Origin of the sequence: Ruminococcus sp. 5_1_39BFAA, from assembly GCF_964240875.1 — a bacterium.
Taxonomy (GTDB): Bacteria; Bacillota; Clostridia; order Lachnospirales; family Lachnospiraceae; genus Blautia_A.
Genome location: NZ_CAXSVO010000038.1, coordinates 1 through 17,469, shown reverse-complemented (window position 1 = coordinate 17,469; position 17,469 = coordinate 1). Strand labels below are relative to the sequence as shown.

At 41.3% G+C, this 17,469-nt stretch carries 15 protein-coding genes and 1 pseudogene; 15 read left to right on the top strand and 1 reads right to left on the bottom strand.

Features of this window, described 5'->3' with window-relative positions; genetic code table 11:
- Window position 1 precedes the first annotated feature (1 nt).
- From ACESZH_RS21680 to ACESZH_RS21610, 15 genes and pseudogenes are all read left to right on the top strand, one after another.
- The gene (locus tag ACESZH_RS21680; RefSeq protein ID WP_373219085.1) at window positions 2-1,939 is read left to right on the top strand and encodes a UvrD-helicase domain-containing protein; all 1,938 of its coding nucleotides are present in this window, start codon (window positions 2-4) and stop codon (window positions 1,937-1,939) included.
- Window positions 1,940-2,075: 136 nt separating this feature from the next.
- Window positions 2,076-2,270: pseudogene (locus ACESZH_RS21675) on the top strand (CorA family divalent cation transporter); the annotation flags it as partial.
- Window positions 2,271-2,385: 115 nt separating this feature from the next.
- Complete coding sequence (locus ACESZH_RS21670; RefSeq protein ID WP_373219084.1) at window positions 2,386-3,894, top strand: DUF4118 domain-containing protein; 1,509 nt, start codon at window positions 2,386-2,388, stop codon at window positions 3,892-3,894.
- Window positions 3,887-4,606 carry a response regulator gene (locus tag ACESZH_RS21665; protein ID WP_373219083.1) on the top strand — a complete coding sequence of 240 codons (720 nt, stop codon included), beginning with the start codon at window positions 3,887-3,889 and terminating at the stop codon, window positions 4,604-4,606. The genes ACESZH_RS21670 and ACESZH_RS21665 overlap by 8 nt, the downstream gene beginning before the upstream one ends.
- A gap of 217 nt (window positions 4,607-4,823) precedes the next feature.
- A complete protein-coding gene (locus ACESZH_RS21660) occupies window positions 4,824-5,180 on the top strand; it encodes a hypothetical protein (RefSeq protein WP_373219082.1) in 357 nt (118 codons plus the stop codon).
- An 11-nt stretch (window positions 5,181-5,191) separates the two neighbouring features.
- Window positions 5,192-5,629: an NAD-binding protein gene (locus ACESZH_RS21655; RefSeq protein ID WP_373219080.1), complete on the top strand. Its 438-nt coding sequence runs from the start codon at window positions 5,192-5,194 to the stop codon at window positions 5,627-5,629.
- Window positions 5,619-6,311 (top strand): TrkA family potassium uptake protein, encoded by a 693-nt coding sequence (locus tag ACESZH_RS21650; protein ID WP_373219079.1) that lies wholly within the window; start codon window positions 5,619-5,621, stop codon window positions 6,309-6,311. Before ACESZH_RS21655 ends, ACESZH_RS21650 begins: the two co-directional genes overlap by 11 nt.
- Window positions 6,298-7,710, top strand: coding sequence for a TrkH family potassium uptake protein (locus ACESZH_RS21645; RefSeq protein ID WP_373219078.1), 1,413 nt, complete (start codon window positions 6,298-6,300; stop codon window positions 7,708-7,710). The genes ACESZH_RS21650 and ACESZH_RS21645 overlap by 14 nt, the downstream gene beginning before the upstream one ends.
- A gap of 104 nt (window positions 7,711-7,814) precedes the next feature.
- Window positions 7,815-8,114 carry a hypothetical protein gene (locus tag ACESZH_RS21640; RefSeq protein ID WP_373219077.1) on the top strand — a complete coding sequence of 100 codons (300 nt, stop codon included), beginning with the start codon at window positions 7,815-7,817 and terminating at the stop codon, window positions 8,112-8,114.
- Window positions 8,115-8,323: 209 nt separating this feature from the next.
- Window positions 8,324-10,126, top strand: coding sequence for a potassium-transporting ATPase subunit KdpA (kdpA, locus tag ACESZH_RS21635; protein WP_373219076.1), 1,803 nt, complete (start codon window positions 8,324-8,326; stop codon window positions 10,124-10,126).
- A gap of 45 nt (window positions 10,127-10,171) precedes the next feature.
- Entirely contained in the window at window positions 10,172-12,244 is a 2,073-nt protein-coding gene (kdpB, locus tag ACESZH_RS21630; RefSeq protein WP_373219075.1) for a potassium-transporting ATPase subunit KdpB, read from the top strand.
- 208 nt (window positions 12,245-12,452) lie between these two features.
- Window positions 12,453-13,049: a potassium-transporting ATPase subunit KdpC gene (kdpC, locus tag ACESZH_RS21625; RefSeq protein ID WP_373219074.1), complete on the top strand. Its 597-nt coding sequence runs from the start codon at window positions 12,453-12,455 to the stop codon at window positions 13,047-13,049.
- Between the two features lie 204 nt (window positions 13,050-13,253).
- Entirely contained in the window at window positions 13,254-15,950 is a 2,697-nt protein-coding gene (locus tag ACESZH_RS21620) for an ATP-binding protein (RefSeq protein WP_373219073.1), read from the top strand.
- Window positions 15,943-16,644 (top strand): response regulator, encoded by a 702-nt coding sequence (locus ACESZH_RS21615; RefSeq protein WP_373219072.1) that lies wholly within the window; start codon window positions 15,943-15,945, stop codon window positions 16,642-16,644. The genes ACESZH_RS21620 and ACESZH_RS21615 overlap by 8 nt, the downstream gene beginning before the upstream one ends.
- 33 nt (window positions 16,645-16,677) lie before the next feature.
- A complete protein-coding gene (locus ACESZH_RS21610; protein WP_373219071.1) occupies window positions 16,678-17,106 on the top strand; it encodes a winged helix-turn-helix domain-containing protein in 429 nt (142 codons plus the stop codon).
- Between the two features lie 29 nt (window positions 17,107-17,135).
- On the opposite strand, the gene ACESZH_RS21605 is transcribed toward ACESZH_RS21610, so the two are convergent.
- Window positions 17,136-17,387 carry a helix-turn-helix domain-containing protein gene (locus ACESZH_RS21605; protein ID WP_373219070.1) on the bottom strand — a complete coding sequence of 84 codons (252 nt, stop codon included), beginning with the start codon at window positions 17,385-17,387 and terminating at the stop codon, window positions 17,136-17,138.
- Window positions 17,388-17,469 lie beyond the last annotated feature (82 nt).

The window sequence follows — 17,469 nt, the reverse complement described above, 5'->3', positions numbered from 1 at the left end:
GATGGATAACAAAAGAAGCATCATATGTGAAGTTTTATGTGGACTCAGTAAGTGTGGGCAAAGTATAGTGTCTTGTACTGGTACAAAAAGCGCAAGGTGTAGAAAGTTGGGTAAGAGTTTTATAGATAATATGAATGATGGACAGGTAGACTATGTGACATCTGGATTGCAGCAAAATCTTTTCTTAAAGGCTTGTCCTGGCAGTGGAAAAACAGAAGTATTAGCAATTAAATTGGCTTATGAAATTGAACAATGGAAATTAGAGCACCAGGGATTTGCGGTTCTGACTTTCACTAATTCGGCAGAAAATGAAATAGTTGATAGGATGCAGTATTATTTGGATAAGAAACTGACATATCCGCATTATACTGGTACTTTTACGAGTTGGCTTCATGGATATATAGCAAATCCATTTTTAAATAAAATTACAGAATATATTGGTGATGAGAATGGAGACAAAAGCATTAGAGTGATAGAAAGTGATTGTAGTTCTGATTTCTTAAATGCATATAGTAGTAAGTATGGGTATACAGAATTAGGAAATATTAGAGCTAATGAATTTTATATAAATTATAAAACCGACGAGTATATATACAGTGGGAATCGGAGCCGAAATGGAAAGCAAATATTGTCTGATCTTTTGAAACAAGATGGATGGAGATCGGGAGATCTGAAAAAGATAAAACAAAGATTTTGGAAAAATGGATTTGCCTTATATGAAGATATCGAATACTTATCATGTTTATTACTAATTAAATATCCGGAAATTGCCGGAATGATTGCGAAACGTTTTCCGATTATATTTGTTGATGAATGTCAGGACTTATCGTATGTTCAATTAGAGATATTAAATCAATTACTGGAAAAAGGATGCAAAATTCAATTGATTGGCGATTTGAATCAGGGAATATATAGATTTAGAGATATTCAACCCGAAGATACGGAGGAGTTCATTAAAAACAACAACATAAAAAGTATGCTTTTGAAGGAAAATTATAGAAGCTGTCAAGCTATAGTTAATGCTTCGGAATATGTTGTAAATGGTGAAAATGGAATAACTGGAAAGAATGAGGAAAAGGTTGATTGTCCGTTAATTGCCATTCTTTATTCAAAAGGAAAAGAAAAAGATGCAATAGATAAATTTGATGATTACGTTAATGCAGGAAAACTGCGTGTTGATGAAAGCAGGATTATAGTAAGAAATAACAATTTAAAGAATAAGTTGTTGGGAATTAAAAATCAGAAACAGAGTTTTAACATTCTTGAAGAAATGGCGGAGATTATCTATTTATTAGAACACGAGAAAAGTGTATCAGATTATAAAACAGTTTTCGGTTTGTTAGCGAAGAATATACAGAAGATTTTTTTTAAATCGAGTGAACATCTTAACAGTAATTTTCATTATAAACCGAATGAGTTGGAAATGACAGAATGGAAAAATATTTTGTCAATAATAAGAGATAAAATAAAGGATGCAAAGCAATTGACAGATTTTTCAGTATCATGGGGAAAGTGGAAAACTCAACTTGATAAATTTATGAAAGAGAATATTTGCAATTTAGAATTTATGGATGGATGCACATATGAGTTGGGGATGATACGAAAGGGAAATAAAGAAAAAAAGGTGGAAGAAACATTATTTAATAAAATAGATGGAAATTTGTATTATGCCATTGAAACAATTCATGGATGTAAAGGGATGAGTTTGGATGCTGTTCTTTTTATGTCTGCATATCAGGCGAGTAATGATGAACATTCCGGTGGATATTGGAAACAATGGTTTGATTTACAAAGTATTGGAGAGGAAAATCGGCTTGCTTATGTGGCTTTTTCAAGAGCAAGATATTTACTTGCAATAGGAATACCTAAACCAAAGTCTTTTTCTAGTGAAGATAGGAAAATATTAGAAGACGCCGGTTTTAAGATTATAGAGGAGTAAATTATTATAACACATAAGCACTACCTATATCCGTAATACAGAATCGTGGAATAGTTATGCACTCTGGACAGAATGATTGCAGAACCATGTACATTTGCTTAGAAAAAATATACTGCAGTAACGTGAACCATATCAATCTCAGCAGGATGCACAGCAGAATAGGATTATGTGTATTTTGACAGTCGTGATAACCTTATTCCTGCCGCTTACACTTTTGACTGGCTGGTTTGGGATGAATTCTGTTTATATGCCTGAGTTGCAATGCAAATACGGGTTCGTTGTAGCGATTGCAATTACAGTAATAACAATTATTCTGAAATTCATTTATTAAAAAAAATGTTGTAGGATATATGAGCGCATTGGCAGGATGCCATGTGCTCAGGATTGGAAAAACAAACTGTGTGTGCTATACTTAACGAGATTAATATGATAATAAAGAGGCGATCATGATGATGAAAAAGAAAGAAATCCTGCAGAGCCTATTGAAATTGGTGGCTATCGTGTTTGCAGCTACCATACTTGGGAGGATTTTTACAGAACTTGGATTTCCGGAGACGAATATTGTTGTGATGTATCTTCTGGCTGTTCTTTTGGTTGCGAGGTTTACATCAGGATATCAGTATGGGATTTTATCTGCAGTGGTTTCACTCCTATGTTACAATTATTTTTTTACGGAACCCTATCATACGCTTGCGGTAAATGATCCCGGGTATCTGATTACTTTTTCCATTATGCTGACAACTTCCATTCTTACAAGTGCCCTGACAACAAAAGAAAAGCTTTTAACGGAAGAAGCAAATGAAAGAGGGAAAGAAAGCCAGATCTTATATATGCTCTCCAGTAAGTTGTCTGATGCGGCGGATATGGAAGCTGTTTTGAAAATTGCAGCAGAAAGTATCAGCCATCTGCTTCAGGTAAATGTCGGATGCATTTATGTTGGAAGGCAGTCTGAACCGATCTACATCCAGCAGTCCGGAAAAGAGCAGATTCACAGAAGCGTGCCGGATGCAGATGAGGTTCGGAAGAGATATACCAATCTTCGAACCGAATATCTGGAAGAAGAGGAAGCTTATGGGTACCCGGTCAACGGACGGGAGCATCTGCTGGCAGTTGTTAAAATTGATAAAACCGTAAATGAAGAACATCTGCAGGAAAAGAAAAAGTTACTGCATTCTATCATAGAGAATGTTTCCATGGCAATGGACCGGATTGAAGTAACGATAGAAAGAGTGCGTGACAGAGAAAGCATGGAACGGGAGAGAGAACGTGCGAATCTTCTGCGTGCAATCTCTCATGATCTCAGGACACCACTGTCGGGTATCATGGGAACTGCGGAAATGTTGATGGATATGACTGACAAAGAAGACAGACGTCAGGAACTGCTTCAAGGTATCTATCAGGATGCTGACTGGCTGAAATCTTTAGTAGAAAATATTTTAAGCCTGACCAGGCTGCAGGATGGTAAAATTGTAATACAAAAAGAAATGGAAGCAATCGAAGAGGTGATTGGCTGTGCAGTTGCTCATGTGGAACGGAGCTTTCCAGAGCGGGAGATACAGGTAGAGATACCGGAAGAGTTCCGTTTAGTGCCCATGGATGCTAAGCTGATTGAGCAGGTAATTACCAATCTGTTGGACAATGCAGTAAAACACACAAGACCGCAGGAAGCCATTACTGTTTCTGCCAGTTACACAGAAGATGCACTACGGGTTTCTGTCCGGGATGAAGGAGAGGGAATTGCTGAAGCAGATGTTTCCAATCTTTTTAAAATATTTTACACTTCCAAGAGCCGTTCGGCTGATGTAAAAAGAGGAATCGGGCTGGGGCTTACGATCTGTGAGACGGTGGTAAATGCCCATGGTGGAACTATCACCGGACGGAACCGGACAGATGGAAAGGGAGCAGAGTTTATCTTTACATTACCTCTCACGGAAGGAGGAAGAGAAATTGTTTAAAGAAAAAATACTGATTATAGAAGATGATGTACAGATACAGAATTTTATGGTTTATACATTGGAAAATGCAGGTTTTTCTGTGGAAGGTGTAGTAAATGGTAAAGATGGCATCTCCTATATGGTAAGGAAAAATGCAGATTTGATCTTATTGGATCTGGGCCTTCCGGATATCGATGGAATGGAAGTACTTCATAAAATCCGGGAGTGGTCAGAAGTCCCTATCATTATCGTTTCTGCAAGGGATCAGGACAAAGAAAAGGCAGCGGCTTTGGATGATGGTGCGGATGACTACCTGACAAAACCTTTTTCTGCTACAGAGCTGATGGCCAGAATCCGGGTGGCACTGCGGCATTACTATCGTATGAATCATTCGGAATCAGAGGAAAGACCGGATGATACCGTATATGTAAATGGAGATCTGAAACTGGATAATGGAGCGCATATTGCCTATAAGGATGATAAGGAGATTCATCTGACCCCTTTGGAATATCAGCTGTTGCTTTTATTTATGCAGAATCCGGGGAAGGTACTTACCTACCATACGATTTTGCGAAAGATATGGGGAGAAGGATACGGGGAAGATACGCAGGTACTTCGTTCTGTGATGGCTTCCACCCGAAGAAAAATCGAACGGAATCCGGCAAAACCGGAGTATGTAGAGACGGAAATAGGCATTGGATACCGGATGCGGGAGCATGAAGCCGTAAAATAATAATTTTGGATGATAGAAGAGGATGTAAATCGAGCAGTAAAGATTTGCATCCTCTTTTTTTCTCACAGCATTTTCACACCATTCGTCTGATCTCACAGCTTCTTCACACAACCTGGAAAATCTCACAGGATTCTCACAGCCGGTGAACCTATTCCCACACCATTCCCACAGGGAAAAAGATATACTGCAGGTACAAAAGAAAAAGGAGGAGAGCCATATGACTGAGAAATTAGAAAACAGATGTAAAACTCTGATCGTTCAGCATGAATATAAAGAATGTGAAAAAGAATTGGGAGAGGCAATGCTTCAGAATCCGCATTCAGCGATCCCTCATAACCTGATGGGAATACTGATGGAAAAAGAGCGTAATCATGTTTTGGCAATGAAACATTTTCGTGCAGCTTACGCACTGGATCCGACTTACATTCCCGCACGATATAACATGGAGCAGTATGGGACCATGTATCCTTCCGGAAGATGTGCCTATACAGAGGAGGATTGTCCGGTGCAGAATGATCCACAGTTTAAAGTGGTTTACGATGAACATCATGTAGGACATCTTGTAAGAAAATAGGAGGGATTGAAATGACAAGAAAGGGAAATGAATGTACGGTGATCGCCGGATGCGGGCGTCTGGGTGCAAGCATAGCGGGAAAACTTTCGGAAGAGAAAAAAGATGTCATGGTTCTGGATTGTGATAAAACGGCATTCCGGAAATTACCATATTCTTATGGAGGACTGACGCTAACAGCCAGTGCGACAGATATGGAGAGACTGGCAGCTGCCGGACTTTCGGATGCAGCGGCTTTTATTGCTGTTACTGATCATGATTGTGTGAATATCTGTGCGGCACAGATTGCAAAAAAGATGTTCCATATTCCGAAAGTTGTGGCACGGATATATGATGAAGAAAAGATTGCTTTGGTAAAAGAGATGGGGATTGATACGATCTGCCCGTCGGAACTGTCGGAGAAGGAAGTTGCCAATTACATTGAGATTGGGGGTGGAACACATGTGGAATAAAAAGAAAGAACAAAAAAATATTCTGATCGTGGGAGGATTCCATAAAGCCAGAACCCTTGCCACTTCTTTGTTGAAAAAGGGCTATCGTGTGACGGTAATTAATAAGGATTATGAAGCTTGTGAAAAACTGGCAGAAGTGAACAGGCTGAATGTTATTTTTGGAGACGGAAGTAAAAGATTTATTCTGGAGGATGCAGCTGCCGGAAACTGCCAGGTGGCGATTGTCCTGACAGACAGTGACGAGATCAATCTTGTCATCTGTGAAATGTGTAAACAGTTCTTTCATGTGAAGAAAACAGTGGCTCTTTTAAATGATCCATCGAAAACGAATTTTTTCTACCAGATGGGAATTGACCGGGTGGTCTGTGCGTTGAATATGATTACGAACATCATGGAAGAACAGGCAGTCATGGATGAGATGACTAGAATGATACCGGTTGACGAGGGAAGGATTCAGATTCTGGAACTGCCAATTCCGAAAAACTCGTCAGTTGCCGGGAAGAAATTATGGGAATTGAATCTCCCAAAGGAAGTGATCATCGGCTGTATTCTTCGGGGAGACCAGAGCCTGATCCCAAGAGGGGATACCCGTATTACAGAAGGAGATGTGCTTCTGATAATCACTTCGGACAAGGGTAAACTTGACCAGATAAAGGAGCTGACGGAATATGCTGCGTCGTGATGGAATATCAGTGATGGGGAAAATGATGGTATTAGAGGGATGTATCCTGTTTGTTCCGTTGCTGGTTCTCCCATTTTACCCCGAAGAAATCGTTTTTATCTGGCAGTTCTTGCTGCCGGCGGCAGTTTCCATTGCACTGGGGATGGTTGTATGCCACAGAAAGAAAAGAAATATGAGCAGCAGTCGGATGGTGGTATTTGCCTGGATGTATGGATTCGTACTTGCGGCATTTCCATTCTGGCTGTATGGAAATATGACTCCTGTACAGGCGCTTTTTGAATCGGTAAGCGGTTTTACCACAACCGGGCTTTCCGTACTGGATGTGGAACGGCTGCCGCATATTTTCCTTTTCTACAGAGGTTTCCTGCAGTATGTGGGAGGCCTGGGGTTTGTGATGATGATGCTCCTTTTTATACAGGAAAAGGATTCGGTTACCTTGTACCAGGCAGAAGGGCACCCGGATAAACTGATGCCTACCATTGGAAAAACAGTAAAAGTGATTGGAATGATGTATGGATTTTTCCTGATTGCAGGCACGATTTTGTTTACCATATTCGGGATGCCTGTTTTTGACAGCATCGTTCATACCATGTGTGCATTATCGACCGGCGGCTTTTCCAACCGGCTGGACAGTATCGGCTATTACCATTCCCTTCCCATTGAATGGATCACCGTTTTGCTGATGCTGATTGGGACAACGAATTTTTCTTTGTTGCTGTTATTGTTCCGTGGACGGATTCGGGATTTCCTGCGTGCAAGTGAGATCCGTTTTTTGGCTGGCCTGACCGTGATCACGGTTCCGGTGATGACACTGTTTTTGGCAAAAAGTGGGATATCTGCAGGAGAGAGTACAGAGCTGGCTTTTTTTAATGCGTTTTCTGCATTATCCACCACCGGGTATTCCACCTGTAGTTATAGTGAATGGCCCGAGACAGCGCTGGCAGTCATGATCCTGCTTATGATTATTGGCGGTGGGATCGGATCTACGGCAGGAGGGATCAAGCTGGGCAGGGTATGCAGGTTGATGAAGAATCTGGCATGGAATATTAAGAAAAAGATGATACCGGACCGGACGGTAACGCTCACTTATTACTGTAAGGGAACAGAAAAGGAATTACTGGACAGAACGCAGGTGGAAGAAGCTTCTGCCTATGCACAGACGTATCTTCTGGTCTACGTGGTGGGGACGATTGCTCTGACATTCTTTTCCGGATGTACCTTGCTGGAGGGGGCGTTTGAGTTTGCTTCCTCACTTGGTACGGTGGGACTCTCCATTGGAGTTACGAATGCAGGAACAACTTCCGTATGCCTCTTGATTGAGATTATCGGGATGATTTTAGGAAGACTGGAGATTTTTGTATTGATTCAGGCTTTTTTCAAAAACAGAAAATCTTTTTAAGATTCTTAATATGGGACAGGAGCCTCTTTATACATTTTTAAAAATGAGAATGATAGTATCAGATCATAAAAAGAAAACAAACGAGTGTATCAGGAGGTAAGTTCATGAAATACGGAAAAATGATTTATGAAATAGAAAAGTGTATTGAGGATGGTGAATATTCAAGAGGGGAAAAACTGGCAGAACAAGCCATTATTCACAAACCTAAGTCTCCGGTTTTTTATAATCTAATGGGTGTAATCCTTGAAAAAGAATGCCGTCATGTGCAGGCGATGGAATGTTTTAAGAATGCATATGATCTGGATCAGGGATATGAACCTGCCAAGTATAATCTGGAACGCTATGGGATTTTCTGCCCGATTAAGAACTGTATGTATAGTGTTGAGGAAGAACCTATTGAATAATAAAGCTTTATAACTTCTTTAAATGGAGAGCATTCTGCTTAACAGAAATTTATAAAGGAAAGTAGTAGATTAAAAAAGTACTCAAGAAAGAGTGCCAGGACTATGAGAAAAGGAGGCAGAGAGATGAATATCATCACAGCAGTCATAGGAATTTGTGCGACAGCACTATTGATTTATTATTTTGTAATTTTAATGAAGGGAGAAAAGATGTGATGGGAACGATCGTACAATATGTATTTTATCTGGCGGTGCTCGTCTTGCTTGCGATTCCGTTAGGACGTTATATCAGCAAGGCAATGAATGGAGAGAAGGTTTTCCTGACAAGAATTCTGGCACCGTGTGAAAAAGGGATTTATAAAGTGTTACATATTGACCCGGAAGAAGATATGTCATGGAAAAAGTATCTGGCAAGTGCACTGATATTTTCAGGATTTGGCCTTTTGGTACTGTTTTTATTGCAGGTATTTCAGAAATTCCTTCCATTTAATCCGCAACATGTAGAGGGAATGAGCTGGGATCTTTCTCTGAATACGGCCATCAGTTTTGTGACGAATACGAACTGGCAGGCATACAGTGGTGAATCACAGCTCAGCTATCTGTCTCAGGCTCTGGGGTTGACGGTTCAGAATTTTGTGACACCGGCTACTGGTATTGCAGTTTTATATGCTCTGATCCGTGGTTTTACCAGAGTAAAAGGAAAAGGCGTGGGAAATTTCTGGACAGACCTGACAAGATCCACCCTGTATGTTTTAATGCCACTTTCTCTGGCAGGTGCACTTATTATTGCTTCGCAGGGTGTTCCACAGACATGGAAAGCTGCAGAAACTGTAGAATTGATGGAGCCGGTTGCTTTTGACTCCGATGGTAATTATCTGGAAGGAGCCAGAATCGACGGGGATACAGTAACGGTAGATGGAAAGGTTGCAGAGGATGCTGAAGTTGTTACAGAGGAAATCGTTCCTCTTGGTTTTGCGGCAAGTCAGATTGCTATTAAACAGCTGGGTACCAATGGCGGTGGATATTATGGTGTAAACTCTGCACATCCGCTGGAAAATCCGAATTGGTTCAGCAATTTACTTGAGATGCTGTTTTTGCTTCTGATACCTGCGTCATTATGCTTTTCATTTGGCCGTGACGTAAAAGACAAAAAGCAGGGAATTGCAATTTTTATGGCGATGTTTCTGATGTTAATTGCGGCAATGTCTGTAGTAGCAGTGAATGAGCAGTCCGCATCTACGGTCCTTACAGAAAATGAATATGTAGATACTTCCACTGACGGACAGGCTGGTGGAAATATGGAAGGAAAAGAAGCAAGATTCGGTATCGGTTCCTCTGTCACATGGGCAACATGGACGACGGCAGCATCGAATGGTTCCGTAAACTCTATGCATGACAGCTATACGCCTCTTGGCGGAATGATCACAATGCTTCTAATGCAGCTTGGTGAAGTGGTATTCGGTGGTGTAGGATGCGGACTTTACGGTATGCTTGGTTTTGCAATACTGACGGTATTTATCGCAGGGCTGATGGTAGGGAGAACCCCGGAATACCTGGGAAAGAAGATAGAGCCTTATGAAATGAAATGGGCAGTCCTGGTATGCCTTGCCACACCAATCGCCATATTGGTATTCAGTGGAATAGCAGCAGCGGTTCCATCCGTTGCAGAAAGCCTGAATAACTCCGGTGCACATGGTTTTTCTGAAATGCTGTATGCATATTCATCAGCCGGAGGAAACAATGGTTCTGCATTTGCTGGTTTTGGCGCAGATACTCCATTTTTGAATCTTACCCTTGGTGGTGCAATGCTCCTGGCAAGATTCCTCCCAATTACAGGAATCCTTGCAATCGCAGGAAGCATGGTACAGAAAAAGAAACTGGCAGTTACTGCAGGAACCTTATCTACCAGTAATGGAATGTTTGTATTCCTGCTGATCGTGATCGTGCTGTTGATTGGCGCTTTGAGTTTCTTCCCGGCACTGGCACTGGGACCAATTGCGGAGTTTGTTGGATAAAAATCCAGAATAATCGAATGATTTGATCATATGGAGGAATCAAAAATGGCAGAAAAACAAAAAACTGCCCTCTCTGATAAAAAAATGATGATGAGGGCAATCAAAGATTCATTTATTAAGTTAAAACCGAAAACGCAGGCAGGCAATCCGGTCATGCTTCTGGTTTACCTGTCGGCAATCATGACTACCGGGCTCTGGCTCATTTCTCTGATTTTTGGAATTGGAGATGCACCCACCGGTTATACCTGTGCGATTGCAGTGATCCTGTGGTTTACGGTATTGTTTGCAAATTTTGCAGAAGCGATTGCAGAAGGAAGAGGAAAAGCACAGGCAGATTCTTTAAGAAAGGCGAAGAAAGATGTAGACGCCCATAAGATCCCATCACCGGATCAGAAAGACAGAATTACTGTGATTCCGTCTACCAGCCTTAAAAAAGGAGATTTTGTTCTGGTAAAGGCAGGGGAACAGATCCCCGGTGATGGAGAAGTTGTGGATGGTGCTGCCTCTGTGGATGAAAGTGCAATTACTGGTGAGTCTGCACCGGTCATTCGTGAGAGTGGCGGAGACCGGAGTGCCGTAACAGGCGGAACAACTGTGCTGTCTGACTGGATTGTTGTGAGAATTACCAGTGAAGCAGGGGAAACCTTTATGGACAAAATGATTGCCATGGTAGAAGGGGCAAATCGTAAGAAGACACCGAATGAGATCGCATTGCAGATTTTCCTTGTTGCATTATCCATTGTATTTATTATGGTTACCATGTCCCTTTATACATACTCTATGTTCTCTGCAAAGCAGGCAGGAATACCGAATCCTACATCTATTACAACCTTGGTTGCCCTGTTGGTATGTCTGGCACCCACAACTATCGGTGCGCTGCTTTCTGCAATCGGAATTGCAGGTATGAGCCGTCTGAACCAGGCGAATGTACTGGCAATGAGCGGAAGAGCCATTGAAGCTGCCGGTGATGTAGATATTCTGATGCTGGATAAGACAGGAACGATTACCCTGGGAAACCGTCGCGCAGATGCCTTTCTTCCGGTAGATGGAGCTTCGGAAAAAGAGCTGGCAGATGCGGCACAGTTGTCTTCCCTGGCAGACGAAACGCCGGAAGGAAGAAGTGTTGTAGTTCTGGCAAAAGAAAAGTTTGGAATCCGGGAAAGAAGTCTTTCTGATAAAAATATGGAGTTTGTCCCGTTTACTGCAGTGACCCGGATGAGTGGCGTGAATTTTGCCGGAACAGAAATACGAAAGGGAGCTGCAGATGCAATTAAGGATTACGTGGTAAAAGGCGGAGGAATTTATTCTCCGGAGTGCGACCAGATTGTGAAAGAGATTTCTTCCAAAGGCGGAACACCTCTGGTTGTGGCAAAGAACCATATCGTTTTAGGAGTAATTTATCTGAAGGATATTATAAAAGACGGTGTTCAGGAAAAGTTTGCGGATCTTCGTAAGATGGGAATCAAGACGATCATGATTACCGGGGATAACCCGCTGACTGCAGCGGCGATTGCAGCAGAGGCAGGGGTGGATGATTTCCTTGCAGAAGCGACTCCGGAAGGGAAATTACAGATGATTCGGGATTTCCAGAGAAAAGGACATCTGGTAGCCATGACTGGTGACGGAACCAATGATGCACCGGCTCTTGCACAGGCAGATGTGGCTGTTGCCATGAACAGTGGAACGCAGGCAGCAAAGGAAGCGGGAAATATGGTGGATCTGGATTCTTCACCAACAAAACTGATTGATATCGTAAGAATCGGAAAACAGCTTCTGATGACCAGAGGAAGTTTAACTACCTTTAGTATTGCGAATGATGTATCGAAATATTTTGCAATTATCCCGGCACTTTTTATGGGACTTTACCCGGGACTTGCCCGACTAAACATCATGGGGCTTTACAGCCCGCAAAGTGCAGTGCTTTCCGCAATCATCTACAATGCTTTGATTATCATTGCCCTGATTCCGCTGGCATTAAAAGGCGTAAAATACAGGGAAGTATCTGCAGGTAAGCTGTTGTCCAGAAACCTGTTGATCTACGGGTTAGGAGGAATTGTTACGCCGTTTATCTTTATTAAGCTGATTGACATTCTTCTGGTAACTTTCCATATCGTATAAAGATATCAGATTAAGCTGACCAGTATGGCGCACCAAGTCTCACGTGCGTTCGACTTGAATCAAAGGAGAGTGAGAATATGAGAAAAACATTGTTTTTGAAGATAGTGAAGAATGCTGCTGTGGCATTGGTTATGGTATTGTTCGCTGCAGCAATCATTGCATTACGATTTGCTATATGGATGTAAAATGAAAGTCGAGGTAAAACAATATGAAGAAAAAAGGAACAGTGTTCGGTAAAGCGGTTGGTATGGTACTGGCAATGACACTGATCTGTGGTATTTTATACACCACAGTTGTTACAGGAGCTTCACAGCTTTTCTTTTCCGATAAGGCGAACGGTAGCATCATAGAAATAGATGGAAAGAAATATGGCTGTGAGCTTTTAGCTCAGGAATTTACCGGTGAGGAATATATGTGGGGCAGAATCATGAATGTATCTGCCTTTACCGATCAGGATGGCAATACAAAGATGTATTCAGGCCCGTCAAACTTAAGCCCTGAAAGTCAGGAATACAAAGAATTGGTAGAACAGCGGGTTGAAAAAATCAAAGCGGCAAATCCGGATGTAGACAAAGAACAGATACCGGAGGATCTGGTAACCTGTTCCGGAAGCGGCCTTGATCCGGATATATCAGTTGCTGCAGCCGAGTATCAGGTGCCAAGACTGGCAAAAGCGAACCAAATGACGGAAGATGAGATACAAGATATGATTGACAAATGTACCAACCATAAAATTTTAGGGATTTTCGGAGAGGAAACAGTCAATGTATTGAAAGTGAATCTGATGTTGAAAGGAATCTTATAATAGACAGGATGGCTCAGAGGTATATCAAAATACACTGAGCCTGATTCTGCTTCTCTCAGCCTGAGAGACTGAGAGAAAACCTCCGGTGGATTGCAGAGGCGTGCAGATGTATGATGTCAGCAAAGCTGACGCACGCCTCGCAGCAAGAATGCCGGTGGCATTCTTGAACTCAGCCTCGGAGACTGATAGAAAAGGGAGATCATTATGGACAAGGAAAGACCGGATCCGGATAAAATCCTGAGAGATATAGAAAGAGAAGAAGAAAAGAAAAGCAGTGGCAGACTGAAGATATTTTTCGGATATGCTGCGGGAGTAGGGAAAACCTATACCATGCTGAAAGCCGCTCATAGCTTACAGAAAAATAATGTAGATGTGGTGATTGGATACCTGGAACCCCATGCCAGACCGGAAACGATGAAGATGGCACAGGGACTGGAAACTGTTCCTGCAAAACAGGTGGATTATAATGGGATTAAATTGAAAGAAATGGATATAGATGCTGTCCTGAAAAGACGTCCGCAGGTAGTACTGGTTGATGAGTATGCACATACCAATGCAGAAGGAAGCCGTCATCAGAAAAGGTATCAGGATGTGGAAGAAATCCTGAAAGCAGGGATCAGCGTTTATACAACGGTCAATGTACAGCATATTGAAAGCCTGTGTGATATTGTAGCCTCCATTACTGGTATTTTTATGAAAGAGCGAATTCCGGATTCCGCTTTTGATATGGCAGATGAGGTGCAGCTTGTGGATCTTGAGCCGGAAGATCTGCTTCAAAGGTTAAAAGAAGGGAAAGTGTACCGGGAGGAACAGGCTTCCCGGGCTATGGATCATTTTTTTACAATAGAAAAGCTGACAGCCCTTCGTGAGATCGCACTGCGAAGAACAGCTGACAGGGTAAATCTTGTCACAGAACGGACAAAAAAAGAGGCAGGCGTCGAGTACTACACGGAAGAGAAGATACTTGTGGGAATCTCGCCGTCTCCGTCGAATCCGAAGATTATCCGGACAGCTGCCAGAATGGCGAAGGCTTTTGGCGGGTTACTGGTCGGGCTTTATGTAGAAACACCAAATGCAGAGAAAAGAAGTCAGGAAGATAAAAAACGCCTGAAAGAAAATATACATCTGGCAGAACAACTGGGGGCAAAAATAGAAACGGTATGTGGAGATAATATTCCTTTTTTGATCGCTGAATATGCAAGAAACTCGGGCATTTCCAAAATTGTCACAGGAAGAAGTGTTCCTTCCCGGAGATTCTTTCACAAACCTACGTTTACAGATAAGCTTGCGGCATATGCACCGGATATAGATATTTACATCATACCTGACAGCAAAATGGAGAAAGAAAAACAGAAGCTCCGAAATAATATGGATCACACGATGACAGTCAAAAATATGCTGAGTGCCATGGTCTGTCTGCTTTTATCAACTGTGATGGGTTTTGTTTTTTATGAAATGAAATTTAGCGATACCAATATCATAACAGTATATATTCTGGGAGTTATGATTACTGCGATTATCACATCAAGCAGGACGATTTCTTTCCTGCAGTCTGCAGCGAGTGTAGTGGTATTCAACTATTTTTTTACAGACCCAAGGTTTTCTCTGAATACTTATGATCCGGGTTATCCAGTTACTTTTGCGATTTCCTTTATCGCAGCCCTTATCACAAGCAATATTGCACTGAAAATGAAAACACAGGCAAGAGAACTAGCAAAACTTGCATACCGTACAAAGATTATCCTGGATACCAACCAGCTTTTGCAAAATGGAAAAACAGTAGAAGAAATAGGAAATACAATGGCAGCTCAGTTGGGAAAAGTGCTGGGTCATACAATGGTATATTATGGGTTGGAGGGTGAACATCTTGGTTATCCTGTGATATATAATGTAAACGGTGAGAAGGATGAATCTCATCACACCAGACTGATTACCGAAAATGAACATGCAGTAGCCGAATGGGTTTTTAAAAACAATAAACGGGCTGGAGCAACTACGGGAACATTGAGCGAAGCTGCATGTTATTATCTTGCAGTCAGAAGCCTTGATGCGGTGTATGGTGTTGTTGGGATCGAAATTGGGAATGGAGAGATACTGGGTGCTTTTGAGAGTAATATGTTAATGGCTATCCTTTCAGAGTCGGCGACTGTTATGGAGCGGGAAGTTTTAAGGACCAGGGAAGAGGCTGCAACGGAAAAGGCAAACAGTGAAAAGTTAAGGGCAAATCTTCTTAGATCAATTTCACATGACCTTCGTACGCCACTGACCAGCATTTGCGGAAATGCAGATATGCTTCTGCAGGGAAAACTGAATGAGGACAAAAAAGAAAAAGTGTATTCTTATATATATGATGATTCTTTTTGGCTGCTTAATCTGGTAGAAAATCTTTTGTCCGTAACCAGGATTGAAGAAGGCGGCATGAAGATTAAGAAACAGGCAGATATGCTGGAAGATCTGATTGACGAAGCCCTGAAGCATATCAGCAGGAAAAGCAGAGAGTTTGTGATACGAGTCAGCATGGAGGATGAAATGCAGCTTGTCAATGTGGACTCACGACTGATTCTTCAGGTAATTATCAATATCGTAGATAACGCGGTTAAGTATACACCTCCAGGTGGAGAAATTGTGATATCTACAAAGAAAGAAAAAAGTTTTGTACATGTGCAGATTGCAGATAATGGAAATGGGATTCCGGATGAAGACAAACCGCATATTTTTGAAATGTTTTATACAGCAAATAGTAAAATAATGGATTCAAAACGGAGCCTGGGCCTTGGACTTGCACTCTGTAAATCAATTATAAACGCACATGAAGGAAGAATAACGGTCTATGACAATAAACCCAAAGGTACCGTTTTTGATTTTACGATACCGGCTGAGGAGGTAGAGATCCATGAATAATTCAAATATTCTGGTGGTAGAAGATGATTTTGCCATTCGTAGTCTGATTACCACCGCTCTTGAAACAGAAAACTATAAATACCATGTGGCAAAAAATGGGAATCAGGCGATTATGGAAGCTGCAACACAGGCACCGGAACTGATCCTGCTGGATCTGGGACTTCCTGACATAGATGGGGTTGATGTGATAAGAAAAATACGTACCTGGTCAACTGTTCCAATTACTGTGATAAGTGCCAGAAGTGAAGATAAAGATAAGATTGATGCCTTAGATGCCGGTGCTGATGATTATATTACCAAGCCATTTTCAACGGCGGAACTTCTTGCAAGAATCAGAGGAAACTATCGAAGGATTCAGTACATACAAAATAATCAGCAGGGCGGAACTCCTGTCTTTCATAATGGTAGCTTAACAATTGATTATCAAATGCAGACAGTATATGTGAAAGAGGAAGAGATTCATGTGACTCCAATTGAATATAAAATCTTATGCCTGTTGGCGAAAAATCTTGGAAGAGTGCTGACCCATACTCACATAACAAAGGAAATATGGGGGAGTTCTCTGGAAGGGGATATTGCATCGCTCAGGGTACATGTGGCGACTGTAAGGAAGAAAATAGAAAAGAAAGATAGCTCAAATAAATGTATACAGACACATATAGGAATTGGATATTGTATGGTTAAACAGGAGTAAACATTTTGAATAAAAAAGAAAGGGGGAGTTTCAGTGGGAAAAGTGTTGATTGCAATATTTGATGATGAAGAAATAGATATTAATGAGTTAATACTTTTCCTCAAAAAAAATAGTCAAGTTATATTAATGGATGATTTTTCAAACAATGGATTATTAGATTATGGTAATATTGTAATTGATTCTAAATCCCGGACAGTAAAAGTTGGCGGCACAATCATCGAATTAACTAATTACGAATTTGGAATTTTATTTTTGCTGGCCCGAAATCCCGGACAGGTCTTTTCAAAAGCGCAAATATATAATCAAGTCTGGAACGCACCTTATTATGGAGCAGAGGATAATGTGATGAGTTTGATACGGAGAATACGAAAAAAAATCGAACCTGATCCGGCAAAACCAGTGTATATTTTGACTGTATGGGGAATCGGATATAAATTCAATAATGAGTTAAAACGAAAATAAGCGGTATCTGCCAGAAAGGTCAGAGCCGCTTATTTTGTATCAGTGATACCTAAAAGATAGTCAGTAGAGATATGAAAGTAGTTTGCAATAGCTACAATTTCATAATCTGGAACAAAGCGTTTCCCTTGTTCAATTCGGAGAATTGTCAAATCTGTAAATTCAAATCCCTCAGTTTGCAGTCGAGCTGCAAGTGTCTTTTGGGATATTCCCTGTGCTGTTCGCAACTCCTTGAGCCTGTTGCCAATGATATTTTTTGAATGTCCATTCCAATATATTTTCATTACATTCTTAACTTCCTGTAAAATTAACTCTCGTCATGTCCAAACAACGTATTATTCATCGTCAAAATCTTCTTCATCCCAG

Excerpts from the sequence above, each read along its gene's own strand:
- ACESZH_RS21605 (WP_373219070.1), bottom strand. The coding sequence starts at position 17,387 with ATGAAAATATATTGGAATGGACATTCAAAAAATATCATTGGCAACAGG.
- kdpB (WP_373219075.1), top strand. The coding sequence starts at position 10,172 with ATGGCAGAAAAACAAAAAACTGCCCTCTCTGATAAAAAAATGATGATG.
- ACESZH_RS21660 (WP_373219082.1), top strand. The coding sequence starts at position 4,824 with ATGACTGAGAAATTAGAAAACAGATGTAAAACTCTGATCGTTCAGCAT.
- ACESZH_RS21645 (WP_373219078.1), top strand. The coding sequence starts at position 6,298 with ATGCTGCGTCGTGATGGAATATCAGTGATGGGGAAAATGATGGTATTA.
- ACESZH_RS21620 (WP_373219073.1), top strand. The coding sequence starts at position 13,254 with ATGGACAAGGAAAGACCGGATCCGGATAAAATCCTGAGAGATATAGAA.
- ACESZH_RS21680 (WP_373219085.1), top strand. The coding sequence starts at position 2 with ATGGATAACAAAAGAAGCATCATATGTGAAGTTTTATGTGGACTCAGT.
- ACESZH_RS21670 (WP_373219084.1), top strand. The coding sequence starts at position 2,386 with ATGATGATGAAAAAGAAAGAAATCCTGCAGAGCCTATTGAAATTGGTG.
- ACESZH_RS21650 (WP_373219079.1), top strand. The coding sequence starts at position 5,619 with ATGTGGAATAAAAAGAAAGAACAAAAAAATATTCTGATCGTGGGAGGA.
- ACESZH_RS21615 (WP_373219072.1), top strand. The coding sequence starts at position 15,943 with ATGAATAATTCAAATATTCTGGTGGTAGAAGATGATTTTGCCATTCGT.
- kdpC (WP_373219074.1), top strand. The coding sequence starts at position 12,453 with ATGAAGAAAAAAGGAACAGTGTTCGGTAAAGCGGTTGGTATGGTACTG.
- ACESZH_RS21655 (WP_373219080.1), top strand. The coding sequence starts at position 5,192 with ATGACAAGAAAGGGAAATGAATGTACGGTGATCGCCGGATGCGGGCGT.
- ACESZH_RS21640 (WP_373219077.1), top strand. The coding sequence starts at position 7,815 with ATGAAATACGGAAAAATGATTTATGAAATAGAAAAGTGTATTGAGGAT.